24 protein-coding genes are annotated in these 24,151 nt (G+C 66.4%); 15 read left to right on the top strand and 9 right to left on the bottom strand.

What is annotated here, in order from left to right:
- Window positions 1–35: 35 nt before the first annotated feature.
- Window positions 36–1,421 (bottom strand): argininosuccinate lyase, encoded by a 1,386-nt coding sequence (argH, locus tag M2320_RS05280; RefSeq protein WP_264596366.1) that lies wholly within the window; start codon window positions 1,419–1,421, stop codon window positions 36–38.
- Window positions 1,422–1,454: 33 nt separating this feature from the next.
- On the opposite strand from argH, the gene M2320_RS05285 reads away from it, so the two are divergent.
- The 3 genes from M2320_RS05285 to M2320_RS05295 are packed head-to-tail and all read left to right on the top strand — an operon-like array spanning window position 1,455 to window position 2,726.
- Window positions 1,455–2,135, top strand: a complete 681-nt coding sequence (locus M2320_RS05285) for a TlpA family protein disulfide reductase (RefSeq protein ID WP_264596367.1) — start codon at window positions 1,455–1,457, stop codon at window positions 2,133–2,135.
- A gap of 57 nt (window positions 2,136–2,192) precedes the next feature.
- Window positions 2,193–2,450 carry a type II toxin-antitoxin system RelB/DinJ family antitoxin gene (locus M2320_RS05290; protein WP_264596368.1) on the top strand — a complete coding sequence of 86 codons (258 nt, stop codon included), beginning with the start codon at window positions 2,193–2,195 and terminating at the stop codon, window positions 2,448–2,450.
- Between the two features lie 3 nt (window positions 2,451–2,453).
- Window positions 2,454–2,726, top strand: coding sequence for a type II toxin-antitoxin system YafQ family toxin (locus M2320_RS05295; RefSeq protein WP_264596369.1), 273 nt, complete (start codon window positions 2,454–2,456; stop codon window positions 2,724–2,726).
- 34 nt (window positions 2,727–2,760) lie between these two features.
- Here M2320_RS05295 and M2320_RS05300 read toward each other — a convergent pair whose 3' ends face one another.
- The 4 genes from M2320_RS05300 to purL all read right to left on the bottom strand — a co-directional run bounded on the left by M2320_RS05300 (window position 2,761) and on the right by purL (window position 6,248).
- Window positions 2,761–3,234, bottom strand: a complete 474-nt coding sequence (locus tag M2320_RS05300; protein ID WP_264596370.1) for a GNAT family N-acetyltransferase — start codon at window positions 3,232–3,234, stop codon at window positions 2,761–2,763.
- Between the two features lie 132 nt (window positions 3,235–3,366).
- Window positions 3,367–3,714, bottom strand: coding sequence for a Grx4 family monothiol glutaredoxin (gene grxD / locus M2320_RS05305; protein WP_184429694.1), 348 nt, complete (start codon window positions 3,712–3,714; stop codon window positions 3,367–3,369).
- Between the two features lie 68 nt (window positions 3,715–3,782).
- A complete protein-coding gene (locus M2320_RS05310; protein ID WP_184429695.1) occupies window positions 3,783–4,022 on the bottom strand; it encodes a BolA family protein in 240 nt (79 codons plus the stop codon).
- 9 nt (window positions 4,023–4,031) lie between these two features.
- Window positions 4,032–6,248 (bottom strand): phosphoribosylformylglycinamidine synthase subunit PurL, encoded by a 2,217-nt coding sequence (gene purL, locus M2320_RS05315; RefSeq protein ID WP_264596371.1) that lies wholly within the window; start codon window positions 6,246–6,248, stop codon window positions 4,032–4,034.
- A gap of 188 nt (window positions 6,249–6,436) precedes the next feature.
- On the opposite strand from purL, the gene M2320_RS05320 reads away from it, so the two are divergent.
- The 4 genes from M2320_RS05320 to M2320_RS05335 all read left to right on the top strand — a co-directional run bounded on the left by M2320_RS05320 (window position 6,437) and on the right by M2320_RS05335 (window position 9,509).
- Window positions 6,437–6,694, top strand: a complete 258-nt coding sequence (locus M2320_RS05320) for a hypothetical protein (RefSeq protein WP_184429697.1) — start codon at window positions 6,437–6,439, stop codon at window positions 6,692–6,694.
- 77 nt (window positions 6,695–6,771) lie between these two features.
- Window positions 6,772–7,344: a sigma-70 family RNA polymerase sigma factor gene (locus M2320_RS05325; RefSeq protein ID WP_264596372.1), complete on the top strand. Its 573-nt coding sequence runs from the start codon at window positions 6,772–6,774 to the stop codon at window positions 7,342–7,344.
- On the top strand, window positions 7,341–7,976 hold the full coding sequence (locus tag M2320_RS05330) for a hypothetical protein (RefSeq protein WP_264596373.1): 636 nt from the start codon (window positions 7,341–7,343) through the stop codon (window positions 7,974–7,976). Before M2320_RS05325 ends, M2320_RS05330 begins: the two co-directional genes overlap by 4 nt.
- A 3-nt stretch (window positions 7,977–7,979) precedes the next feature.
- Window positions 7,980–9,509: a S8 family peptidase gene (locus tag M2320_RS05335; RefSeq protein ID WP_264596374.1), complete on the top strand. Its 1,530-nt coding sequence runs from the start codon at window positions 7,980–7,982 to the stop codon at window positions 9,507–9,509.
- 140 nt (window positions 9,510–9,649) lie between these two features.
- Here the strand turns inward: M2320_RS05335 and purU are convergent, their stop codons facing one another.
- From purU to M2320_RS05355, 4 genes are all read right to left on the bottom strand, one after another.
- A complete protein-coding gene (gene purU, locus M2320_RS05340) occupies window positions 9,650–10,546 on the bottom strand; it encodes a formyltetrahydrofolate deformylase (protein ID WP_184429701.1) in 897 nt (298 codons plus the stop codon).
- A 71-nt stretch (window positions 10,547–10,617) separates the two neighbouring features.
- A complete protein-coding gene (locus M2320_RS05345) occupies window positions 10,618–10,947 on the bottom strand; it encodes a hypothetical protein (RefSeq protein WP_264596375.1) in 330 nt (109 codons plus the stop codon).
- A gap of 70 nt (window positions 10,948–11,017) precedes the next feature.
- Complete coding sequence (locus M2320_RS05350) at window positions 11,018–14,461, bottom strand: ATP-binding protein (protein ID WP_264596376.1); 3,444 nt, start codon at window positions 14,459–14,461, stop codon at window positions 11,018–11,020.
- On the bottom strand, window positions 14,458–15,675 hold the full coding sequence (locus tag M2320_RS05355) for a metallophosphoesterase family protein (protein ID WP_264596377.1): 1,218 nt from the start codon (window positions 15,673–15,675) through the stop codon (window positions 14,458–14,460). The genes M2320_RS05350 and M2320_RS05355 overlap by 4 nt, the downstream gene beginning before the upstream one ends.
- A gap of 167 nt (window positions 15,676–15,842) precedes the next feature.
- Here M2320_RS05355 and M2320_RS05360 point away from each other — a divergent pair, with 167 nt between their 5' ends.
- The 8 genes from M2320_RS05360 (at window position 15,843) to M2320_RS05395 (ending at window position 24,031) form a co-directional block, all read left to right on the top strand.
- Window positions 15,843–16,658, top strand: coding sequence for a carbon-nitrogen hydrolase family protein (locus tag M2320_RS05360; protein WP_264596378.1), 816 nt, complete (start codon window positions 15,843–15,845; stop codon window positions 16,656–16,658).
- A complete protein-coding gene (gene modB, locus M2320_RS05365) occupies window positions 16,658–17,368 on the top strand; it encodes a molybdate ABC transporter permease subunit (RefSeq protein WP_184429705.1) in 711 nt (236 codons plus the stop codon). The genes M2320_RS05360 and modB overlap by 1 nt, the downstream gene beginning before the upstream one ends.
- The gene (gene modC / locus M2320_RS05370) at window positions 17,365–18,453 is read left to right on the top strand and encodes a molybdenum ABC transporter ATP-binding protein (RefSeq protein ID WP_264596379.1); all 1,089 of its coding nucleotides are present in this window, start codon (window positions 17,365–17,367) and stop codon (window positions 18,451–18,453) included. The genes modB and modC overlap by 4 nt, the downstream gene beginning before the upstream one ends.
- A 31-nt stretch (window positions 18,454–18,484) precedes the next feature.
- Entirely contained in the window at window positions 18,485–19,297 is an 813-nt protein-coding gene (gene folP, locus M2320_RS05375; protein ID WP_264596380.1) for a dihydropteroate synthase, read from the top strand.
- Window positions 19,284–19,775, top strand: a complete 492-nt coding sequence (gene folK / locus M2320_RS05380; RefSeq protein ID WP_264596381.1) for a 2-amino-4-hydroxy-6-hydroxymethyldihydropteridine diphosphokinase — start codon at window positions 19,284–19,286, stop codon at window positions 19,773–19,775. The genes folP and folK overlap by 14 nt, the downstream gene beginning before the upstream one ends.
- A gap of 102 nt (window positions 19,776–19,877) precedes the next feature.
- Window positions 19,878–21,044 (top strand): response regulator, encoded by a 1,167-nt coding sequence (locus M2320_RS05385; protein WP_264596382.1) that lies wholly within the window; start codon window positions 19,878–19,880, stop codon window positions 21,042–21,044.
- A gap of 7 nt (window positions 21,045–21,051) precedes the next feature.
- Window positions 21,052–23,235 (top strand): ATP-binding protein, encoded by a 2,184-nt coding sequence (locus tag M2320_RS05390; RefSeq protein WP_264596383.1) that lies wholly within the window; start codon window positions 21,052–21,054, stop codon window positions 23,233–23,235.
- A 196-nt stretch (window positions 23,236–23,431) separates the two neighbouring features.
- Window positions 23,432–24,031 carry an SOUL family heme-binding protein gene (locus M2320_RS05395; RefSeq protein WP_264596384.1) on the top strand — a complete coding sequence of 200 codons (600 nt, stop codon included), beginning with the start codon at window positions 23,432–23,434 and terminating at the stop codon, window positions 24,029–24,031.
- The last annotated feature ends 120 nt before the right edge of the window (window positions 24,032–24,151 follow it).

The raw sequence follows: 24,151 nt of genomic DNA on the forward strand, positions 1-24,151 counted from the left end.
CGCGAACTATAGGCGCGAACAGGTCGCGCCTCCAACTATTTCTTGGCGAGCTTCTGCTTCCAGCCGCGCGCCTGCTCGATGACGTTTTGCGGCGCCGTGCCGCCATAGGACAGACGGCTGCGCACCGATTTCTCTACACCAAGCACGTCAAAAATCTCTGACGTGATCGCGGGCTCGACACCCTGCAGTTCGGCGAGCGTCAGTTGTTCCAGTTCTTTGCCGGCGTCGCTCGCCAGCGCGACGATGCGGCCGGTGACGTGATGGGCCTGGCGGAACGGCAGGTTGAGCGCGCGGACGAGCCAATCGGCCAAATCGGTGGCGGTGGAATAGCCGGAGCCGGCCGCCGCCTTCATCTTTTCCAGCTTCGGCGTCATGTCGCGGACCATGCCGGCCATGGCGGCGATGCACAGGGACAGGCTTTGCAGGGAGTCGAAACAGCCTTCCTTGTCCTCCTGCATGTCCTTGGAATAGGCGAGCGGCAGGCCCTTCATCACGATCAGCAAGCCGGCGAGGTCGCCGATGACGCGGCCCGACTTGCCGCGCACCAGTTCGGCGGCGTCGGGATTGCGCTTTTGCGGCATGATCGACGAGCCCGTCGTGAACTTGTCGGACAAAGCGATGAAACCGAACTGCGGCGTGGTCCACAGCACGATTTCCTCGGCGAAGCGCGACAGATGCGTGGCGGTAATCGCCGCGGCCGACAGGGTTTCCAGGACGAAATCGCGATCCGAGACGCTGTCGAGCGAATTGGCGGTGGGGCGGTCGAAGCCCAGGGTTTTGGCGGTGGCGAAACGGTCGATGGGGAACGACGTGCCGGCCAAGGCGGCGGCGCCGAGCGGGCATTCGTTCAGTCTCTTGCGCGCGTCGGCGAAACGGCCGCGGTCGCGCGACATCATTTCGACATAGGCGAGCAGGTGGTGGCCGAAAGTGACGGGTTGCGCCGATTGCAGATGCGTAAAGCCGGGCATGACGGCTTCGGCATAGGTTTCCGCCTTGTCGACCAGCGCGGCCTGCAGGTCGGCGAGCTGGGCGTCCAATTCGTCAATGGTGTCGCGCACCCACAGCTTGAAATCGACGGCGACCTGGTCGTTGCGCGAGCGCGCCGTGTGCAGGCGTCCGGCGGTCGGACCGATCTTTTCGGCGAGGCGCGATTCGACATTCATGTGAATGTCTTCCAGCGCCCTGGAGAAGGTGAAGGCGCCGGACTCGATTTCGGCGGCGACCTCGTCTAGACCCTTCGAAATCGCTTCGGCGTCGGCGGCGCTGACGATGCCCTGCTTCGCCAGCATGGCGACATGGGCCTTCGAGCCGGCAATGTCTTGTTTCGCCAAGCGATAGTCGAAACCGATGGAGGCGTTGATTTCTTCCATGATGGCGTCGGGACCGCTGGCGAACCGGCCGCCCCACATCTGATTGCTCATGACTTTCTCCAGAAGACCGTAGCCGAGGCCCTCATGACTGACCCTGACGAACCGCAAGAGCCGGTGCGCGCCACGCCCGAACAAATGCGCCAGATCGCGCGCAAACTCATCCTGCCGCACGCGATCTTCGTCCCCACGGCCATGGCCGCGTGTGTTTGGTTCGTCCTATACGTGTTGGGCGGGGAGGGCAAGAAAGCGGAAGCGGCGCAATGCGAGGCGTCGCGGGCCGTGGCCGCGCGGATCGCGCCTTTGGCCAAGGGGGATTTTGCCGCGCTTGCGGTGCGGCCCGAGCCGAAGCCCATGCCGGAGCTTTCGTTTGTCGGGCCGAACGGGGCGACCACGCTGGCGGCTTTTCGCGGCAAGCCCATGGTGCTGAACGCCTGGGCGACGTGGTGCGTGCCGTGCCGCGAGGAAATGCCGGCGCTGGACCGGTTGCAGGGCGCGGCTGAGGGCGTCGTCGTGGTGGCGCTCAATGTCGATACGGCGAAAAAGGAGCGGGCGAAGGCGTTTTTGGGCGAGATCGGCGTGAAGAATTTGGGGTTTTATCAGGACGCGGATGGCGCGAGCTTTGAGGCGCTGCGTCGGGCCGGGAAGGTTTTGGGGCTGCCGACCACGTTTGTCGTTGGGCCCGATGGCTGCGAGATCGCGGCGCTGGCGGGGCCGGCGAAATGGGATGGGGAGGAGGCCAAGGCGCTGGTGGGGGCGCTCAAGTAAGGTCGCTGCTTGTTATCCGGAATTTTGTAGCTACATTGGAGCTACGGAGGATAAGTCATGGCTGCAACGGATATTGTTCGCGCGCGCATCGACCACGCGACCAAGGAGCGCGCCGCCGAAGCCCTGGCGGAAATGGGTTTGTCTATTTCGGACGCGATCCGGTTGCTGATGATGCGGATCGCCGACGAGCGGCGCTTGCCGTTTGAAGTCAAAGCGCCCAATGCGGCGACGCGCAGGGCCATGGCGGAGCTCGAGAGCGGGAAGGGCCATAGGTCCGAAAACGCCGAAGCTCTTTTCAAAGACCTTGGCATTTGAGCGGTGCTGACGCCCGTCTGGGCCGCCCGTTTCCGCCGCGACGTGAAATGGGCGGAAAAACGCGGCAAGGATATGGTCAAACTTAAGGACGCATTGATCCTATTGATTGAACAGCAGCCTTTGCCGCCGAGTTACGCCGATCATCCCCTGAAGGGCGATTGGAAGGGCTACCGGGATATTCATCTGGAGCCGGACTGGCTCTTGCTCTACCGCGTCGAAGGCTCCGAACTGCACCTCGCCAGGACAGGAAGCCATTCCGACCTGTTCAAGGAGTGAGGACGGCGTGAGCCCTGCGGCGACGCCGCAAAATTCACACGGGGGCGACCATATATTTTGCGGTCGGGCCGTAGGACGCGAGTTTTGCCGCGAGACTGGGTTCGTGGACGGTGGAAAATCCGAACCGGGACCAGAGGCTGTCGGTCCCGTAGACTGAAATCAGCGCGAGGTTTTCCAGGTTTTCTTGCGTGGCAATGGTCCGGAGCTGTGCGGCGAGATGTTTGGCCGCCGACTGGCCTCGGCCGCTTGGCCTTATCGCAGCGTCGTGGAGATAGAGGCAGTGCGCCGGCTCGGGTAGAGCGTTCAGGAACGCGTCCAGCGGCGGAACCGAATTCAGCAGCCAGGGATGAGAGATCGCGTAGCCGACCGCGCCGCCGTCGCTGTCCAGGATGAGGCAGCCCTTGGGAAAGAGGCGGAATTTTTCGGCGAATACCTCTGGCCGCTCCGGCAAGGAGGTGTGAATTTCCGTCGCGATTTCATTGACCTTTTGCAGGTCGCTTTCGGCCATCGGCCGCCAAAAAACTTTGTTTTGATGCACGATGATCGCGGGGAGGCCCCCTCATCCGTCTCGCGGCCTGCGGCCGCGAGCCACCTTCTCCCGCAAGGGGAGAAGGGTGCGCGTCAGCCGCGTCGCTTTGCTTTACGCCTGGGCGGCGTCCTTGACCGGCACGCCGGCGGTCTTGAAGGCGCTGACCAGCTCGCCCGACTGGAACATTTCGCGGACGATGTCGCAGCCGCCGATGAACTCGCCCTTGATGTAAAGCTGCGGAATCGTCGGCCAGTTCGAGAACGCCTTGATCCCCTCGCGGACTTCCATGTCTTCCAGAACGTTCACGCCCTTGTACGGGACTTCGAGATGGCCAAGAATCTTGGCGACCTGGCCGGAGAAGCCGCATTGCGGGAAGTTCGGCGTGCCCTTCATGAACAGCACGACATCGTTGGATTCGATGTCCTGTTTGATACGGTCGAGAGTCTGCTGGTTCGACATGTCAAGAATCCTTTCAACGGAGGTCAAGGCTCCGTCGATCTGAGAAGTAAGCGCGTTCGGCCCGGGCTTCAAGCCGTTTCGGGCGGCGCCGTCTCCAGCGCCAGCGCGTGCAAGGCGCCGCCGACATGGCCCTTCAGCGCGGCGTAAACCAGCTGGTGCTGCTTGACGCGGCTCAGGCCGCGAAAGGCTTCAGAGACCACCTGGGCGCGGTAATGGTCGCCGTCGTTGACCAGCGCCGTGATGTAGACTTCGGCGTCGGGCAGGGCTTCCTTGATCATCTGTTCGATGACGTGGGGTTCCATAGGCATGGGCGTTCCTCAGGCTTTGCCGCCGGACATATAGGCCGGCATCCAGGATTCGTGGGCTTCTAGCAAGTCCCGCACCAGAACGGGTTTGTCCGCGCCGAGTTTTAGAACATCGCCGCCGGTCTCGCCGATGATCGCCGCAGGGACGCCCGCCGTTTTCGCCGCCGCGAGCAATGCATCCGCCTTGGCCGCCGGGACGGCCAGCAGATAACGGCCCTGGTCCTCGCCGAACCAATTTTGCGGCGCGTCGCCGCCGGGGGCGGAGACGGTCGCGCCGATTTTGCCGGCCATGGCGCTTTCCGCCACCGCGACCGCGAGGCCGCCGTCCGAAAGATCGTGCACCGAGGAAACATCGCCACGCGAAATCAGGTCGCGGACAAAATCGCCGTTGCGCTTTTCCGCCGCGAGATCGACCGGCGGCGGGGCGCCTTCTTCGCGGCCGAAAATTTCGCGGAGGTAGATGGATTGGCCAAGCCAGCCCTCGCCTTCGCCGATGAGGACCAGTTTTTCGCCGGGGTTTTTGAAAGCGACTCCGACCGCCTTGGTCACGTCGGCGACCAGGCCGACGCCGCCGATCGCCGGGGTCGGCAGAATGCCCTTGCCCTGCGTCTCATTGTAGAGCGAGACGTTGCCGGAGACGATGGGATAGTCCAGAGCGCGACAGGCTTCGCCGATGCCCTGCAGACAGCCGACGAACTGGCCCATGATTTCGGGTTTTTCCGGATTGCCGAAATTGAGATTGTCGGTGAGGGCGAGGGGTTTGCCGCCGACCGCGGTGATGTTGCGCCAGCTTTCCGCCACCGCCTGTTTGCCGCCCTCGACCGGGTCGGCATAGCAATAGCGTGCGGTGACGTCGGTGGTGAGGGCGAGGCCCTTGGGGCCGTCGTCGATGCGCACGACCGCGGAATCGCCGCCGGGGGCGACGATGGTGTTGCCGAGAATCAAATGGTCATATTGCTCCCAGACCCAGCGCTTTGACGCCATGTCGGGGCAGGAGACCAGCTTTTTCAGCGCTTCGCCGATGGTGAGCGGCGCCGGCAGGGCGGCCGAATCGAGCTTTTGCGGTTTTTGCGTGGGCACATGGGGGCGGTCGTAGAGCGGGGCCTGGTCGCCCAGCTCCTTGATCGGCAGGTCGGCCTTGATCTCGCCACCATGCTTGATGACGAAGCGCAAGGTGTCCGTGGTCTTGCCGATCACGGCGAAGTCCAGGCCCCATTTGCGGAAAATGGCCTCCGCCTCTGCTTCCTTGTCGGGATCGAGCACCATGAGCATGCGCTCCTGGCTCTCCGACAGCATCATTTCATAGGCCGTCATGCCGCGCTCGCGGCAGGGGACCTTGTCGAGGTCGAGTTCGACACCGAGATTGCCCTTGGCGCCCATTTCGACCGCCGAGGAGGTCAGGCCGGCGGCGCCCATGTCCTGGATGGCGACGACGCAGCCTTTGCGCATGATTTCCAGGCAGGCTTCGAGCAGCAGTTTTTCCGAGAAGGGGTCGCCGACCTGGACGGTGGGGCGCTTCTCGTCGCTGTCCGCGTCGAATTCGGCGGAGGCCATGGTGGCGCCGTGGATGCCGTCGCGTCCGGTTTTCGAGCCGAGATAGACGATGGGGCGGCCCACGCCGGTGGCGGCGGCGTAGAAAATCTCGTCGGTCTTGACCAGACCGACCGCCATGGCGTTCACCAAAATATTGCCGTCATAGGACGGGTGGAATTCGGTGGAGCCGCCGACGGTGGGGACGCCGAAGGAATTGCCGTAGCCACCAACGCCGGCGACGACGCCGGAGACGAGATGGCGGGTGCGCGGGTGGTCGACTGAGCCGAAGCGCAGCAGGTTGAGGCAGGCGATCGGGCGGGCGCCCATGGTGAAGACGTCGCGGAGGATGCCGCCGACGCCCGTGGTCGCGCCCTGGTAGGGCTCGATATAGGAGGGGTGGTTGTGGCTCTCCATTTTGAACGCCACCGCCTGGCCGTCGCCGATGTCGATGATGCCGGCGTTTTCGCCGGGGCCCTGGATGACCCAGGGGGCCTTGGTCGGCAGCTTTTTCAGGTGGAGGCGCGAGCTCTTGTAGGAACAATGCTCGTTCCACATGGCGGAAAAGATGCCGAGCTCGGTGAAGGTGGGCTCGCGGCCGATCAGGGCGAGGATGCGCTGGTATTCGTCGGGCTTGAGGCCGTGCTGGGCGACCAGGTCCGGAGTGATGGCCGGTTCTTTAGAAGTCTGAGCGGTCAAGGGATCGGCCTCTGCATGGCGCGGCGCGCGCGAAGGGTTTTGGCGTTTCGATAGAGCCTCGCGCTTGGATTGGCAAGAATTCAGCGGCGCCGGCAAAATTTTTGAAAAATCTTTGAACCGTTTTTGCGGTCGCTGCGACCCAAGGACGAAAGGGCCGCAAGGGGCCCTGGACCCAGGGGAGCAGACCAATGACCAAGACTTTTCGCGCCAGCCTGACCGTCCTCGCCGTCGCCGCCGCGCTCGCCGCCGTCCCGGCCGCCCAAGCCAAGCCGTGGCCGCCGCATCCGCATCATCACTGGGGTCCCGGTATCGGCATTGGCATTGGTTTGGGCCTGATCGGCGCCGCCGCCGCTTCCGCCGCCTATGCGAACGAAGGCTACTGCCACACCGAACGCCGCTACGACGAATATGGCGACTATATCGGCCGCGTGCGGGTCTGCGAATGACCGCTTTTGCTGGCGGGGCCTTGACCTTTGGCGCCCGCCGCCCGATTCTCGGAAGGGCTCAATTCCTCCAGGGGGTCATGCGCAAGCAGACGACGGAGTCAGACGATCCGCAGCTTCTGGCGCGGATCGCCCGGGGCGACAGGCTGGCGATGCAAGCCCTGTTCGCACGCCATCGCCTGCGCGTGTTCCGCTTCATCCTGCGCTTTCTGCGCGACGAAGGCCGCGCCGAGGACGCCCTCGCCGAAACTTTTGTCGATGTCTGGCGCCAGGCTGGCGCCTTCGAGGGCCGGTCCAGCGTCATCACCTGGATCCTGTCGATCGCCCGATTCAAGGCTTTGTCCATCGCGCGCATGCGCAAAGACGCGCCCCTTGACGAGGATTACGCCGCCGGCCTCGCCGACGAGGCCGACGATCCCGAAGTGCTGATGGCCAAGGGTGACAAGGCCGCGGTTTTGCGCGCCTGCATTCAAAAACTGTCGGCGGAGCACCGCGAGATCGTCGATCTCGTTTACTACCATGAGCAATCCGTGGAGGAGGCGGCCGCGATCATCGGCATTCCCCCGGCCACGGTCAAAACCCGTCTCTTTTATGCGCGCCAGAAACTCTCGGAGATTTGCAGGCGCGCCGGCGTCGATCGAGGTTGGCCATGAACCCGCAGGACAGGCAAAGGCTGGCGGAACTCGCGCCTTTTTATGTCGCCGGGCGGCTTGAAGCCGAGGAGCGCGCGGAATTCGAGCGCGCCCTGGCGCAGGACGCCGAACTCGCCCGCAATGTCGAGGCGGCGCGGGCGGAGCGCGAGGAAATCATCGCGCTCAACGAGGCGCTGCCGCTCCCGAGCGCCCGGGCGGCGCAGAAATTGTTCGAGATGATCGAGGCGGAGCCGGTTTCCTTCTGGTCGCGGTTGGACCTGGGCGCGCGGCTTGCCAATGTCTTCAGCCCCCGCGCCCTCGGCTGGGTCGCGGCGGCCGCCTGCCTGCTGGTCGCGGTGGAGGCCGGTTTTCTGGCGAAACCCGCGCCGGCGCCGGGAGAATATGCCACGGCCTCGCGCGAGGAGGCGGGACTGGACGGGCGCTTCGCCCTGGTCGCCTTTGCGCCCGAGGCGACCATGGAAAAAATCGCCGCGTTTTTGGCGGGCCAGGAGGCGCAGATCGTCGGCGGGCCGCGCGCCGGGTTCTTTCAGGTCAGGCTCGGCGGCAAGGAGATGAGTGAGGACGAAGCCGCGAAAAAGCTTGAGGCGCTGCGCGCCTCGGGGCTGGTCAAATTCGCCCAGAAAAAGGGGTGAGCCATGAAGCTGTGGCGCTGGCTGCTGGTTGTGCCGCTGGTTTTGGCGCTGGTGGGGCCGTCGCTCGCGCAGCAGCCGTTTTTGTCGCGCGGCGGCGGTTTTTCTCCCGGCTTTCACCCCGGGGGCGTCTATCGGCCCGGTGGGCGCTTTCATCCCGTCTATCCCGGCCGCGGGGCGCGTCGGCCCGGGCCGCGCTATGGCGATGGCGCGCCGCCGCGTTACTGGCCGCTGCGTCCTTGGCCGCCGCGCATCTATGATGCGCCGCCGCCGCGCTATGTTCCGCCCCCGCCTCCGGCCATGGTCGAAAGCGATGTGCCGCTGCCGCCCCGCCAGGTCCGCCGGCCCGTGGCGGTCCGGGAGGCGCCGCCGCCGCGGGTGCGGGTGAAAAAGCCTGTCACCGCCGCGCCCTTGGTTTCGCGCGCGCTGCTGCCTGCTGTGACGGAGAAACGTTTGGCGCCCGACGAGATTCTCGTCGCCTTCCAGAAGGAAGCGCCGGGGCAGGCGGAAAATTTTGCGCGGGCGGAAAAACTCGATCTGGTCGAGACGCGGTCGCTCAAATTGATCGGCGTGAGCGTGCATCGCCTCAAACTGCCGCGCGGGGCGGATTTGCGCAAAACGCTGCGTCGCGCCGGGCGGGATGCGCGGGTGGCCTGGGCGCAGCCGAATTTTTTATACCAGTTGCAGGAGGGGGCGCAGGGCTCGGTCCAATCGCAGGGCTCGATCCAGGAGCAGGCGCCCGAGGGCTATGCCGGCGCGGCGCTGAATCTCGCCGACGCCCATAAGCTGGCGCTTGGCAAAGGGGTCGCCGTCGCGGTGATCGATTCGCAGGTGGATGCGGCGCATCCCGAATTTTGGGGGGTGGCGGCGGAAGCGTTCGACGCCGTTGGCGGGGCGGGCGCGCCGCATGCCCATGGCACGGCGATGGCCGGGGCGATTTCCGGCCATGTCAAGCTTGTGGGCGCCGCGCCCGCCGCGCGTCTTCTGGCGGTGCGGGCCTTTGATCCGGCCGGCGGCGCCGCCCGTGGCGCGACTTTGCCGATCGTGGCGGGGCTTGACTGGGCGGCGGACAAGGGGGCGCGCGTCGTCAGCATGAGTTTCGCCGGTCCCGCCGATCCCTTGATGGAGCGCATGGTGGTCGCGGCGGCATCGAAAAACATGGCGCTGATCGCGGCGGCCGGCAATGAGGGGCCGGGGGCGCCGCCGCAATATCCGGCCGCCTATCCGCCGGTGATCGCCGTCGCCGCCGTGGATGAGACGGGCAAAATTTATCGGCAGGGCAATCGCGGGGCTTATATCAAACTGGCGGCGCCAGGCGTGGATGTGATCGCGGCGGCCCCGAACGGCGGCTACGATTTGTCCACCGGCACGTCGATCGCCTGCGCCGAGGTCAGCGGCGTCGCGGCGCTGCTGCTGGAGAAGACGCCGGGGCTCGATCTCAAGGGGTTAAGGCGGATTTTGGCTGAGAGCGCGCGAAAAATCGCCGGGGAGAATTTTGGCGCCGCGGATGCCGCTGCGGCGCTTGCGGCGAAGTGACGGGACGAACCCCTCATCCGGCCCCTTCGGGGCCACCTTCTCCCGCAAGGGGAGAAGGAAGGCGCTCCCCGCAGTCTGAGCCCTTCTCCCCTTGCGGGAGAAGGTGGATCGGCGCGAAGCGCCGAGACGGATGAGGGGGCTTACTCCGTAAAGACGATGGTCTTGCGGCCGTTGATCACCACGCGGTTTTCCACGTGCAGGCGCACGGCGCGGGCCAGCACCCGGCGCTCGATGTCGCGGCCCTTGCTGACCAAATCCTCGGGGCGGTGGTGGTGGGAGATGCGCTCGACGTCCTGCTCGATGATCGGGCCTTCGTCGAGTTCCGCCGTCACATAATGCGCGCTAGCCCCGATCACCTTGACGCCGCGGGCGTGGGCCTGATGATAGGGCTTGGCGCCCTTGAAACCCGGCAAAAAGCTGTGGTGGATGTTGATGCACTTGCCCGACAGTTTCGCCGCCAGGCCGTCCGACAGAATTTGCATGTAGCGGGCGAGCACCACCAGTTCCGCGCCGGTCTGCTGGGTCAGCGCCCAGATCTGCGCCTCCTGCTCCATCTTGGTTTCGCGGGTCACCGGCAGGTAATGGAAGGGCGCGCCGGTGAAATCGAGATGGGGAAAGGTTTCGCGCGGATAATTGCTGGCGATGCCGACCAGTTCGATCGGCAATTCGCCGATGCGCCAGCGGTAGAGCAGGTCGGCGAGGCAATGGTCGAATTTCGACACCAGGATCAGGACCTTGGCGCGCTGCGACTGGGCGCGCACCCTCCAGGTCATGTCATATTCCTCGGCGAGTTCGCAGAAACTGGCCTTCCACGCCTCGATGTCGGCGCCCTCGCGCACCGGATTGAACTCGACGCGCATGAAGAACTGGTCGGTGTCTTCCTCGTCGAACTGCCGGGAATCCGCGATGTTGAAGCCGGATTCAAAAATATGGCTGGCGACGCGGGCGATGATGCCCGGGCGGTTCGGGCAGCTCAGCAGCAGATGGTAGATTTCGACGGGCGCTACGGACGAGTTCGCAAGCTTGGGTTTGGCCATGATTCAGCACGGGCGAGAGAGAAGCGTTCAAGCTCATGCTCTAGCGCCCGAAACCGGTAAAGTCGAGACAATCAGCCGCGCGTGCGACGAATGCGCGCGAAGGCGTAGGCCGGCAGCAGGATCGGCGCGCGGGTTCCCCCGCCGCGCCAGTCCTGCTCGTCGGTCGGCAGCAACATGATTGCGGTGGCCGCGACCACCCCGGCAAAGGTCACGCCGAAACTGCCGAACAGCAGCACCAGGAACAGGCCCATCGAGTCCGATTTGGACACCATGTCCCAGATGTGGCCGACATTGGAGGCGAGCACGCCGGCGGCGCAGATGAAACCGACCGCCCAGCCGAACGCCCAGTTCAAGATCATCATACGGACCAGACGGTTCGGCTTTGTTCTGGACTGCTGCATGGCTGCGCCCCGAAAAAATTTGATCTAGATCAAATGTAATCGTAAACGCGGCGTCGCGCCAGTGTTTTCCTCAGGACGGCAGCCGCAGCACCTGGGCCTGCGCGCCCAGCGCCCGGGCGGCGATTTCGACGACATGGTCGTGATGGGTGAACAGGATCGGCTGCAGGGCGGGGCTCAGATCGGCCAGGGTTTTGAGGCCGGCGGCGACGCGGGCGTCGTCGAAACTGGCGAACAGATCGTCGCCGATGAAGGGCGGGGCCTCGGATTTTTTGGCGTAATCTTCCAAAAAGGCTAGGCGCAGCGCCAGATAGAGCTGGTCGCGGGCGCCCTCGCTGAGGGCGTTGAGCGGCAAGGCGGCGCCGTCGCGGCGCACCGCCAGCAGATGCAGCTTTTCGTCCTCGGCAAAATCCTGCTTCAGGTTTTCGTAGCGGCCGGAGGTCAAGGCGGCGAAAATTTTGGCGGCGCGGGCGAGCAGCGGGTCCTGGCGGCTCTGGCGGTGGCGTTCGAGCCCGGCCCCGACCATCAGCGAGGCGATTTTCAGCACCGCCCAGCGCCGGGCCTCCACCGCCATCTCGGCCTTGGCCGCTTCGCGGTCGAGCGCGGCCTGCTCGGCGCCCGTGCTGTCGTCATGGTCCTGCAACTGTTTTTTGGCGTCGTGCTGGGCGAGCAGCGCGGCGTCGCGGGCCTTGTTGCGGTCCTCGCGGGCGCGCAAAATTTCGGAGAGGCGCAGGCGCGCCGCGTCGGGATCGAAATTTTTCGCCTGCTCTGCGAGCTCCGCCTCCTTGCCCTCGGCCACCGGGGCCAGTCGGGCCAGTTCGGCGTCGATCGCTTCCGTTTGGGCGCGGCGCAGGCGCAGGCGCTCGCAAAGCGCTGTGGCGTCGCCGCCAAAACCGGCGTCGGCGCAGAATTTTGTCAGCCGCGCCTCGGCCTCGGCGCGCGCCTGGCCGGCGGCGGCGACGGCGCTTTCCGCTTTCGCCAGCAGTTTTTGCGCGGCGCTGCGGGCGCTGGCCTTTTCGCGCTCGGCGGCGAGGCGTTTTTGCAGGGCGCGCGCCGCGTCGATGGCGGGGCGCGCCGGCAGGCCTTGGCCGCAGACGGCGAGCAGCGCGTCGAGTTTTTGTTCGAAACCGGCGAGATCGTCGCGGATGGTCTGCACGCGGCGGGATTCGCTCGCCTCCTCCTGCAACTCTCCGGGCAGGTCGCGCCACAGCGCGATCCGCGCCTGCGCCTCGTCGAGCGTGGCGTCGGGGTCGAGGCGAAGTTGCGCCAGCGTCGGGAAAAATTCGGCGCGCCAGGCGGCTTCCTGGTCCGCCAGTTCCGCCAATGTCGCCTTCAGCGCGTCGATGCGCTCGGGGGCGCTGGCGATTTTCGCCGCGAGGTCGCGCGCTTCGGAATCTTGGCGCGCAAGCTCCTTCAGTCGGGTGGCGATGCGGCGGGCGAGGGCGCCGGCCTCGAGCGCCAGCGGCTCCAGCCCGGCTTGCGCGGCCAATTGCTCCAGGCCCGGCGTCGCGGCGCGCAGTTTGGCGTCGAGCTGGGCCAGCTTGGCTTGCGCTTGTTTCAAATTTTCGCGCGCGGACAGCAGGTTGTCGGCCTCGGCGCGCCAGCGCGCCATCACGCGCGGCGGCGCCGGGTTGACCCCGCAGGCGCGCCAACTTTCCGCCCAGCGCGCTTCGAAGTTTTCGAAGGCTTCGGCGGTCTCCTGCGCTTTTTGCTCGGCGTCGGCCAGAGCGGCGCGGGCGGTTTCCAAAATTTCGCCCGCAGCCTCCATCTCCACCACGCGCGCGGCGTTTTCGAACAGGGCGTCGGCGGCGGCGTCGGCCTCGGTTTGCGCGTCTTCGAAATGTTTGGAGGCGGCGGCCCAGGCGGCCTCGTTGGCGCGGCAGGCGGCGAGTTCGGCCCAGAGCGCGTCGCGGCGGGCGCGCAGCTCCGCCAGTTGCGCCCGGCTCGTCAGCGCTCCCGCCTTTTCCAGCGCCTTGGCGGCGGTTTCCGCCGTTTTCAGGCGCGCGCGCGCTTCGTCGAGGCGGCGGCGCGCCTCCGCCTGTTGCGCGGCGAGCGCGTCAAAATCCTGCGCCGCCTGCTCGATGGCGGAGGCGTCGGGGCTCGGTGCGGCGGCGAAACGTTCCAGATCGGGCAGGGCGGGGGAGAGCCGCGCCCGGCGTTCGTCGAGTTTTCGGGCTTCGTCGGCGCAGGTCCGCGAAAGATCGTCGCGCGCGTCCTCGTCGCGCTCGACAGCGCCGAAGGCGGCGAGTTTTTCCGCAAGCGCGCTGGCGTCGGGCGGCGGCGCGCCCTGTTGCGCGCGCAATTTGGCCAGGGCTTTTTCCTCGCGCTCGAGCGCCGCCAGCGGCTCGATCTTTCGCGCCAGCAGGTCGCGTCCCCTGGCGATCAGCCGCTCCGCCCGCGCCAGCACGGCGGCGTCGGGTTGCGCCGCGCGCAGCGTCGCGCCGTCGTCGAGGCCGCAGGCCAGTGCGCGAAGGCGAAGCTTGTCGGCGGCGTCGCTGAGCGCTTTTTCGCGGCGGGGCAGGTCGTCCAGCGCCTTTTCCATGGCGCCGCCCGCTCGGTGCAGGGCTTCGATGTTTTCCGTCTGCGCCAGCACGTCGTCGGCGACCGCGATGTTTTCGGCGTCCTCGCGCGCCTCGTCGCGGGTTTGCTCCGCTTGCGCCGAGGCGTCCTGCTCGCGCGCCTGCTCTGCAAGAAGGGTTTCGAGTTTGGCCGCCCACTCCGGCGTGTAGGCTGAGAGATCGCCGAAAGCGGCCAGGTTCGTGCGCAATACCTCCAAAGTCTTCAGGATCGGGGCGGCGCGCAAAAGGCGGTTGAGCCGGATCTGCTCGGCTTCGTCGTCGCGCTCCTTCGCCTTGATGTCGGCGAGCGTTGTCTCGGCGTCTTCGATCTGGCGGCGCAGTTTTTTCAGCTCGGTTTCGGAGAGGCGGGTTTCTTTTTCCGCCTTGCTGGCCTCCTCGAAGCGGGTGAGCGCCTTGTAGAAGGAGCGGTGGCCCGCCTTGCGCTCGCCGAAAATGTCGTCCGCTTCGGTTTCGATGCCTTTGCGCAGGTCGATCAGGCCGCGCAGGCCCGAGGCGGCGGCGAACAGGCTGGCGCCGATTTCGCCCTCGGCGCGCAGCATTTCGTCGCCGCCTTTTCGCAGGCTTTCGGCGTCGAGGCCGAAGGCGCGGTGAAAAATCTCGCGGCTGGCGGCGCCGAGAAAGGGGGCCAGGCAATCGTCGGGGAGCGCGGCGCCGGCGGCGTCGAGCAGGGTGGCCTTGACGCCGCGGCGGCGGAAAAATTGCAGCATCTGGCCGTTGCGCGCCTCGACCAGCGCGCCGAGCCGGAGGTCGGCGGGGCGCAAAAAGGACTTTTCCGAGCGCGGCACGCCATAGAACAGGTCGCCGATGGCGGTGAGCGCGCTGGATTTTCCGGCCTCGTTGGGGCCGTGGACGATGTGCAGGCGCGCGGCGCGGTCGAAATGCAGGTTTTCGCCGGCGAAGGGGCCGTAGGCGTCAAGCGCCAGCTGCAAAATCCTCATGCGGAGCGCTCCGCGCGCGCCAAGGCGAGATCGCGGGCCTCGGCGAGCAGGGTTTCGAAATTTTCGCGCGGCAGTTCGGTTTTGGGCGGCATTTTGGCTTCAATGGCGGACAGCGCGGCGCGCGCCTGCTCGGCGAATTCGGGGTCGGCCAGGACTTCGTCGAGCAAAGCGGCGAAATCCAGCTCGCTGTCGCGCTTCGCCGCCGTTTTGGGCGCGCGGGTTTCGACCAGGAATTTTTCGAGTTCGATGGTGTCGCTGGCGTGGTGCAGCGCGGCTTCGACCTGTTCGCGCCAGCCCGAGGGATCCCCGGCCAATTGTGCGTGAAGGCTCGTGGCGCCGTGAACGCGCAGGCGGGCGGCCAAAAAGCGGCCGGCGGCCTTCTCGCTTTCGTTGCGGGCGCGAAGCGTGATTTCGGCGCGCAACTCGTCCCAGCTTTCGAAGGGCGCGGCGTCGATCAAAATTTCGGCGAAACGGGCGCGGTCGACCGGCAGGTGATGGGTTCCCGTGATCCGGCCGTCCTCGACCTCGACGAAAACCGCGCCCTTCGCCCCACATTCACGAATCGACCGGCCCTGGAGATTGCCGGGATAGACGACAAACGGGTCTTGGCAGACGATTTCGTGGGCGTGGACATGGCCGAGCGCCCAATAATCGTAGTTTTTGGCGCGCAGGTCGGCGAGCGTGCAGGGGGCGTAGCTGGCGTGGCCTGGGCGGCCGTCGAGCGAGCTGTGCAGCACGCCGATGTTGAACCAGCCCGGCTTCGGCTCGGGATAGTCGGGGACGAAATTGCCGGTTTCGGCGCGGTCGGCAAAACTGCGGCCGTGGAGGGCCACGCGCAAGTCTTCGAGCACAAAAGTTTTGGCCTTTCGCGCGGGGAATTCGTGCGCGAGGTCAGGCAGAGACAAGCTTTTGGTGACCACGCTTTCGGCGTCGTGATTGCCTTTGAGCAGGTAGACCCGCACGTTTTCGCGCGTCAGCCGGGCGATCTGGCGGTTGAAGAACAGGGCCGCCGAGGCGTCGCGCCAGTCGCCGTCAAAAATATCGCCGGCGAAAATGGCGAAGGCGATGTTTTTTTCGAGCGCCTGAGTGATCAGGTCCTCGAAGGCTTCGCGGCTTGCGGCGCCGAATCGCTCGGCCATGCGCGGGTCGCGCAGGCTCAGGCCCTGAAACGGGCTGCCCAGATGCAGGTCGGCGGCGTGAAGAAAGGTGAACATGCAAATCCGCGCGTGATTCGTCACCCGATCTTAAGAGCTTGGGCCAAGGGACAGAAGCTTCGGCTTGTTCCCGAGCTGTGCCTAGAGCTTGGGCTTAGCCTTGCACAGAGCTTGGGCTTGTTCTGCGGCGCAAAAATTGCAATCAGCTTACATATTGAGGAGGGCCCATGAAGGTCGCGCTGATCCAGATGAATTCCGTCGCCGACAAGGCGGCCAATGTCGCGCAGGCGCGCGCGCTGATCGACGAGGCTTGCGCGCTGGAAAAGCCGGACTGGGTCGGTTTGCCCGAGGTTTTTGATTTTCTGGGCGGGACGCGCGAGGAAAAATTCGCCGCCGCGGAAAAATTGCGCGAGGGGCCGGCCTATGCGCTCGCCGCCGAGCTTGCCGCCCGGCACGGCGTGTTCGTCCATGCCGGCTCGATTCTCGAGCGCAACCGCGACAGCCTGTCCAACACCACCGTCGTGTTCGACCGGACCGGTCGGGAAATCGCGCTCTATCGCAAAATCCACATGTTCGACGTGGTGACCCCCGACGGCGCCGCCTATCGCGAGAGCGCGCTGTTCACGCCGGGGACGGAGCTTGCGACCTATGAGGCCGAGGGTTTGCGATTCGGCTGCGCCATCTGCTACGACCTGCGCTTTCCCGCTCTGTTCCAGGCGCTTTCCGCGCGTGGCGTCGATGTGATCGCGCTGCCCGCCGCCTTCACCCTGCTCACCGGCAAGGACCATTGGGAGGTTTTGTGCCGGGCGCGCGCCATCGAAACCCAAAGCTTTTTCGTCGCCCCTGCCCAGATCGGTCCGCACCGGATCAAAGACGAAGTGCGCCACACCTATGGGCATTCGCTGGTTTGCGATCCCTGGGGGCATGTGGTCGCGAAGGCTTCGGACAATCCCGGTTTCGTCACCGCCCGGCTCGACCGCGGGCTGATCGCCAAAACCCGCGCCGCCAATCCGGTGGCTTCGCAGAGAAAGCCGTTCGCCTGATGGACTTCTTGCCCACCCTGACGCCGGAACAGCTCACGGCGATCAATCTGAGCCTGCGCATCGGCTTCACCGCCACTTTGTGCAGTCTGCCCTTCGCCGTTCTGGTGGCCTTTTTGCTGGCGCGCGGCAATTTCCCGGGCAAGACGCTCCTGGACGCCGTGGTGCATCTGCCTTTGGTGCTGCCGCCTGTCGTCACCGGCTTGATTCTGCTGCTGCTGTTCGGGCGGCGCGGGCCGATCGGCGCCTTTCTCTACGAGCATTTCAACTTCACTTTCGCCTTCCGCTGGACCGGCGCGGCGCTCGCCGCCGGGGTGATGGGCTTTCCGCTGATGGTGCGCGCCATCCGGCTGTCGATCGAGGCGGTCGATCCGCGGCTGGAGCAGGCCGCCGCCACGCTGGGGGCGCCGCCGCTCGCCGTGTTCTTCCTGGTCACCGCGCCGCTGGCGGCGCCGGGGCTCCTGGCCGGCGCGGTGCTGGGCTTCGCCAAGGCGCTGGGCGAATTCGGCGCGACCATCACCTTCGTCTCCAATATCCCTGGGGAAACCCGCACCATTCCCGCCGAAATTTATCTGCTGACGCAAACGCCGGGCGGGGATCAGGACGCCGTGGTCATGTCGGCGGTGGCCGCGGCTTTGGCGATCGGCGCGCTGGTGGCTTCCGAATTTTTGGCCAAGCGCATGAGGATCGAGACGCGGGGGCTGTCGTCATGATCTCGGTCGACGTCAAGCTTTCGCGCGGCGATTTTTCGCTGCAAACCGCTTTTGGCAGCGAGTCCAAGATCACCGCTTTGTTCGGTCATTCCGGCTCCGGCAAGACCACGCTGATCGAGCTGATTTCCGGGCTGGCGCGGCCGGATGTCGGTCGCATCGAGATTGGCGGCCGGGTGCTGGTCGACACGGAAAAACGCATCTTCGTTCCGGCGCGCAAGCGCGGCGTCGGCCTGGTGTTCCAGGACGCGCAGCTGTTTCCGCATTTGAGCGTGGCGCAGAACCTGCGCTTCGCCCAGTTTTTCGCCGCAAAGGACGGGCGGCGCTTGCCTTTTGACCGGGTGGTCGAGACTTTGGGGATCGGCCATTTGATGACGCGGCGGCCGGGGCAGCTGTCCGGCGGCGAGCGCCAGCGCGTCGGCGTCGCCCGCGCGCTGATGGCCGCGCCGCGCCTGCTGCTGATGGACGAGCCCTTCGCCTCCATCGACGTGGCCCGCCGCACCAAGGCGATGGAGCTGGTGGAGCGGACGCGCGACGAATTCGACACGCCGGTGGTGCTGGTGTCGCACCAGATCGAGGAGGTGATGCGCCTCGCCGGACAGGTGGTGATGATCGAGCGCGGCCGGGTCAAGGAGGTGGGGCGCCCGGAAGAGATTTTTGCCTCGGCGCGCGAGGAAACGCCGTCCGACCGTTTCGGCGTCGGCGTCAGCCTCGCCTGCGGCGACGCCAGTTTTGACGCGCATTACCGTCTGACCAAACTGCATCATCCCGCCGGCGACATTTTTTTGCCCGACCGCGCGCCCGAGGCGAAGCAAACGCGCGTGTTCGTCAAGGCGGTCGATGTGTCGCTGGCGCATCGGCCGCCGCCGGACACGTCCATCCGCACCCTGTTGCGCGGCAAAGTCGTGAGCATTGCGGCGACCAAGGGGCCGCTCGCCATCGCCACGCTCGAGCTGAAAGGCGGCGAAAAGCTGTTCGCTTCGCTCACCCGCATGGCGGTCGATGAATTGCGCATCAAGCCCGGCGATGAGGTCTATTGCCTGATCAAGGCGGTGGCGCTCGACGAACGGCAGGTGGAGAGCGTTTGACTTTTGCCGCGCCCGGGGCCTAGACCCGCCCATGGCCGCGCAAGATTTCTTGGCCCGGATCGGCGCGAAACCGCTGATCATGGGCATTCTCAACGTCACGCCGGATTCCTTTTCCGACGGCGGTCGCCATTGCGACCCCGGCGCGGCGTTTTTGCGCGCGAAAAAAATGGTGGAGGAGGGGGCGGACATTATCGATATCGGCGCGGAATCGACCCGCCCCGGTTTCACCCCCGTTTCGGCCGAGGAGGAATGGGCGCGGCTCGAAGCCCCGCTTGCGGCCATTTTGCGTGAGGGAATTGCGCCGGTTTCAGTCGACACCACCAAGGCGGAGATCGCGCGGCGCGCCGTGGCGCTGGGCGCGGCGATCATCAACGATGTCTCGGGTCTGCATGGCGAGCCCGCTCTGGCCGAGGTTGCGGCGGAAAGCGGCGCGGCGCTTGTCGTGATGCACCATTGCGCGGAGGCCGATCCCGCACGCGATATTTTGGCCGACATGCGCGCGTTTTTTGCCCGCGCGCTGGCGCGGGCGGAGCAGGCCGGGGTGAAGCGCAGCCAAGTCGTTCTTGATCCCGGCGTCGGCTTCGGCAAGACCTTCGAACAGAACCTGGTCGCCGCGACCAGCGCGGGGGCGCTGAAGGCGGCGTTCGGGCTGCCGGTGCTGGTCGGGCTCTCGCGCAAACGTTTCATTGGCGCGATCACCGGCGCGCCCACGGAAAAACGGCTCGCCGGAACTTTGGCCGCCGATCTCGCCGCGTTGCAGGCCGGCGCCGACATTTTCCGCGTCCATGACGTCGCCGAACATGCCGACGCGCTCAAAGTCTGGAGCGCCCTTGTCCGCGCCTGAAAACTTCGTTGCGCTGGCGTTCGGCGCCAATCTCGGCGACGCCCAAGGCAATATTCGCCGCGCCGTGGCGTTTTTGGCCGCGCGCGGGGTGGATTTTGAAAGAGTCTCTTCACTTTATGCGACAAAACCCTGGGGGGTCGAGGACCAGCCGGATTTCGTCAACGCCTGCGCCGTGGCGCGCACCGCTCTCGCGCCGCGCGCCCTTTTGGCGCTGACCCAGGAGGCGGAACGGGCGCTCGGCCGCACCCCCGGTCTGCGCTGGGGACCGCGGGTCATCGACATCGACATTCTGCTTTATGAAGATGTTGTTTGGGCTGACGAAAACCTGGTCTTGCCGCATCCGGAAATGACCCGCCGCGCCTTCGTTTTGCAGCCTCTGGCTGAAATCGCTCCAGACCTGCGCGTAAATGACGCAACGGTTTACCAGCTTGCCCAAAAGTTTCGTTCCGAGGACGTCCAGAGGCTGACGGCTTTTTAACCGTCTTCACAACCTGGGGTTTTAGTTCTCCTTTCGTACTCATCAGTAAAATCAATCGGATACACGCTCTTGCAGTCTGAAAACCAACAGCCAGGTAAGGCAATGTCGAACATCGTTATTGTCGACGACCGGAGCATCAACCGGACGATCTACGCCAAGCTCGCGCAGTCGATTGGCCCCGGGATCGAGGTCCGCGACTTCGGCGATCCCACGGACGCGCTGGAATGGTTGGCGCTCAACCGCGCCGATTTGATCATCACCGACCATGACATGCCGCAGATCGACGGCGACGAATTCATCACCCGCTTTCGCGCCATGCCGCGCGCCGAAACCGTGCCGGTGATGATGATCACCGTCAACGACCAGCGCATGTTGCGGCTGCGCGCGCTGGAAAGCGGCGCCAATGACTTTCTCCACTCGCCGGTCGACCATTGCGAATTCGTGATGCGCGCCCGCAATCTGCTCAAACTGGCGCATGCTGTGGAGGCGCGGGCTGAGGCGGCCCCGCAGCGGGAGGCGGCGCCGGTGGCGCGGCTCGACGCGCATCGGGCCCAACGGCCGGTTGCGGCGAATTGGCGGTTTGCGCCGCGGCTCGACCTGATGACCGGACGGGTGGCGGGCGCGCAATTGTTGCGCGACGGTTTTGGCGCCGAATTCGCCGACGCCGAAGCCCTGCGGCTGCTGCTCGACGCCATCACGCCGCTTCAGGCTGGCCGGCGCGGGCCGGTGCGGCTTTCGCTGGACGTCCGGCTCGACGGCGATGTGGAAAAATCCGCCGCGGTCGCGCTGGCGAAAACCTTGGCCGAGACCGGCGTCGCGCCGCATTGGCTCGATCTGCGCTTCGACGCGGCCGAGATTTTTGTCGCGCCGGAACTGGCGGAGGAGGAGGCGCGGGCGCTGAAAAATCTGGGCGTGGGGGTGACCCTGAACCTTGGCCCGGTCAATCTCGGCGTGCTCGGGCGCGACATCGGCAAGACCGGCCGGCTGGCCGCGCCGATCGAGCATTTCATCGACACTCTGAAGCCCACCGTCGCCTTCTCCTGTCCGGCTTCGGCGTCCGATGCGCTCAGGGTTTTGCGCCTGCTCGGGCGCGGCGCGCGGTTTCCGCTGGTCGCTGGGGATGTCGCCAATGCGGCGCTGCTGAGGCTGCTGCGGCGGGTGGGGGTGCGCGAAGCGCAAGGGCCCTGTTTCGGCGCGCCCTTCGCCGCCCGCGACCTGTCAAACCTGTTTCCGCCGGCGGAGACCGGCGCGCTCAAGCTTCTGGCCTGACGCGCGGATGGACAGGACAAAACATTTCGCACCGGCCCTGGCGCGCTTCGAGGCCCGGCCCACGGACGAACGCGAGGTGATGCGCAACCGGCTGGTCCTGTCGGGCCTCGCGCTCGTGGTCGTGCTTGCGGCGCAGGCCGAGGGCGAGGCGGCGCGCGCTTTTCTGCGCTCGGGGCTGCCGATCCTGACGGCCTATCTGCTCGGCGCCGCGGCGCTGATGGTCCATATGTCCTGGCGTCCCGCCGTCAGCCCCGTTCGGCTGGGGCTCGCCTTGACCATGGACGGGGCGATGATCACCGCCGCCATGGTTTTGGGCGGCGGCGCCGCGGCCTGGCTGCTGCCGCTCTATTGGTGGATGATCCTGGGCGCCGGCGCGCGGCTCGGCGCGGGTTTTCTGGCCTATACGGTGGCGCTGGCGGTCTGCGGCTTCGGCCTGGTGATCGCGAGGACGCCGTTCTGGCGCGACCATGCGGCGCTCTCCGTCAGCCTGCTGCTGTCGCTGGCGGCGCTGCCGCTCTATGGCGCGATCCTGCTGCGCCATGGCGCGGCGGCGCGCGCCGAGGCCGAGCGCGCCAGCCGGGCCAAAACCCTGTTTCTGGCGAGCGTCAGCCATGAATTGCGCACGCCGCTGACCGCGATCATCGGGCTGACCGGGCTGCTCCAGAATGGCCGGCTCGATGCGGAGCAGCGCGACATGACCCGCACCTTGCAGGAGTCCGCGCAGACGCTGCTGCGCCAGATCGAGCATCTGCTGTCCGCCGCCCGTCAGGAAATCGGTCAGAACGATGGCGGCGACGAGGAGGTGGTCGATGTCCTCGCGCTGCTCGTGTCGCTGCGCGCCATGCTCGCGGTGGAGGCGGAGGCCAAGGGCGTGCGGCTCGGCCTGATGATCGAGGCGGAGACGCCGAGCCATATTCTTTGCGATCGCCGTCGCGTTCAGGAGATTTTGCAGAATGTGGTCGGCAATGCCGTGAAATTCACCCGCGAGGGCGCGGTGGCCGTGCGCGTCGGCGCCGTGGCGCGCGAGGGCGGGCTTTGGCTGACGGTCGAGGTGCGCGACACCGGTCCCGGTGTTGCCGCCGAGGCGCAACAGAGGATTTTTGAGCCGTTTCGCCAGGGGGACGCGTCGATCGGCGAAAAATTCGGCGGCGCCGGGCTCGGTCTTTCCATCGTCAAGCGGCGGCTCGACGCCATGGGCGGCGAGATTGCGGTTGAAAGTCCCGGCGTTGGCGCTGTGTTTCGCCTGGGCTGGCCGGTGACGCCGGTCGAAGTGTTGGAGGACGAAGCCGAGCCGTCGGGGGCCGAGCCGGTGTGCCTGGATGTGACCGGGGATTTCGACGCGCTCGCCGTGGCGGCGCGCCATGATCTCGCGGTGCTGGTCTTTCCCTTCGCCGAGGCGCGCGCACAAAAACTGGCGCGGCGGCTCGCGGTCCTGCGCCGGACGCCGGGACGGCCGCTGCGGCTTCTGCTGGCCGAGGACAATGCCGTCAATGGTCGGGTTCTGGAAAAAATCCTCGCCGAGGCGGGCCATGAGGTGCGGGTGGTGGCCGATGGGGCGTCGGCGCTGCTGGCGATGCTGCGCGAAAATTTTGATGTGGTCGTCCTCGACGTGAACATGCCCCGGCTCGGCGGGATCGAGGCCGCGCGCATCTATGCCGCCGCCCGGCCGCAGGGGCGCGCGCCCATTCTGGCGCTGACCGCCGACGACAGCGGCGAACGCCGCAGAGCCTGTCGGGCCGCGGGCATGGTGGATTGCCTGCGCAAGCCGATCTCGCCTGACATTTTGCGCGCCGCGCTCGAGGCCGCTGCGGCGGCGACGCCCCGCGCGCCGCGGGAAAGCGCGCGCTGCGACAAACTCGACGCCGCGACCCTGGCGGCGCTCGACCGGCTCGGCGGCGCCGATTTCGTCCGCGACTTGCTGGTGCAGTTCGCCGCCGACGCCGCCCATCTGGTCGAGGACATTCACGCCAGTCTTTCGCGCGGCGATGTCGCGGCGCTCAGCCGGCAGGCCCATGCGCTGGAAAGCATGGCGGGCAATATGGGGGCGGCGGCGCTCGCCCGTCTGTGTCGCGGCTGGCGCGCCATGACCGAAAAGCGCCTCGCCGTGTCGGCGGCGCGCGAAAGCGAGCGGCTGCGCCGCCGCTGGCGGCTGACGCAGGACGCGTTGGGCCGGGCGCTGGCGCGAAGCTGATGGAACCTAATTTTACGCCCGCGCTTTTCTAGCAGGCCGCTGAAAAGCCGTGGACCGCCCCCGCCCTTCGAGACGCCCGCCTAGGCGGGCTCCTCAGGGTGAGGGCTACTCCATGGTTCTATATCGAGCCTGCCGAAGCATCGGACCATGGCTATCGGAACGGGACTTTTTCAGCAGCCGGCCCAAGGAGTTCCAGATGTTTCAGGCGATTCCCTATTATGGCGTGCTGGCGGTCGAATCCGCGCTCAATGTGATCGGCGTGCGGCTTTATGAGGAGCCGCGCTACACCGTCATCGACCATGTGCAGGATGTGGAAATCCGCCGCTACGCGCCCCGCGCCGCCGCCGCGGTCGCGTTGGTCTCGGGCGTCGACCGCAATGACGCCTTCAGGCTGCTGTTCGACTATATCGCCGGGGCCAATGCCGGCCGCGACCGGATCGCCATGACCGCGCCGGTCGAATTGCGGGGCGAGCGTCTCGCCATGACGGCGCCGGTGGAGAGTTCGGAGGGGCGGATGATGTTTTTCCTGCCCGCGGACTATGGCGCCTCCGCGGCGCCGCAGCCGCGCGATCCCCGCGTGCAGATCGTGTCGGTTCCTTCGGAAAAGATCGCGGTGCTGCGCTTCGCCGGGCTCGGCGGCGTCTCGCCGCTGCGGCAGAAGCAATTGCTGTCCGGGCTGATCCGGTCGCGGTGGCGGGCGGTCGGCGAGCCCTTCATGTATTATTACGACGCGCCCTTCACCTTGCCGTTCCTGCGCCGCAACGAGGCGGCCGTGGTCGTCGAAGAGCGGAATTAGAGCGGGATGTTTTAGGACGGAGCCGCCTGCGTTGACCTGCGGCGAACCGATCCGCCAGGAGGCGTGCGAAGCGCGATGCTGGCGCATCGCGCGAGCGCGCCGACGCCGCGGGCGGTCGCC

The organism is Rhodoblastus acidophilus (assembly GCF_025961575.1).
GTDB lineage: Bacteria > Pseudomonadota > Alphaproteobacteria > Rhizobiales > Beijerinckiaceae > Rhodoblastus > Rhodoblastus acidophilus_C.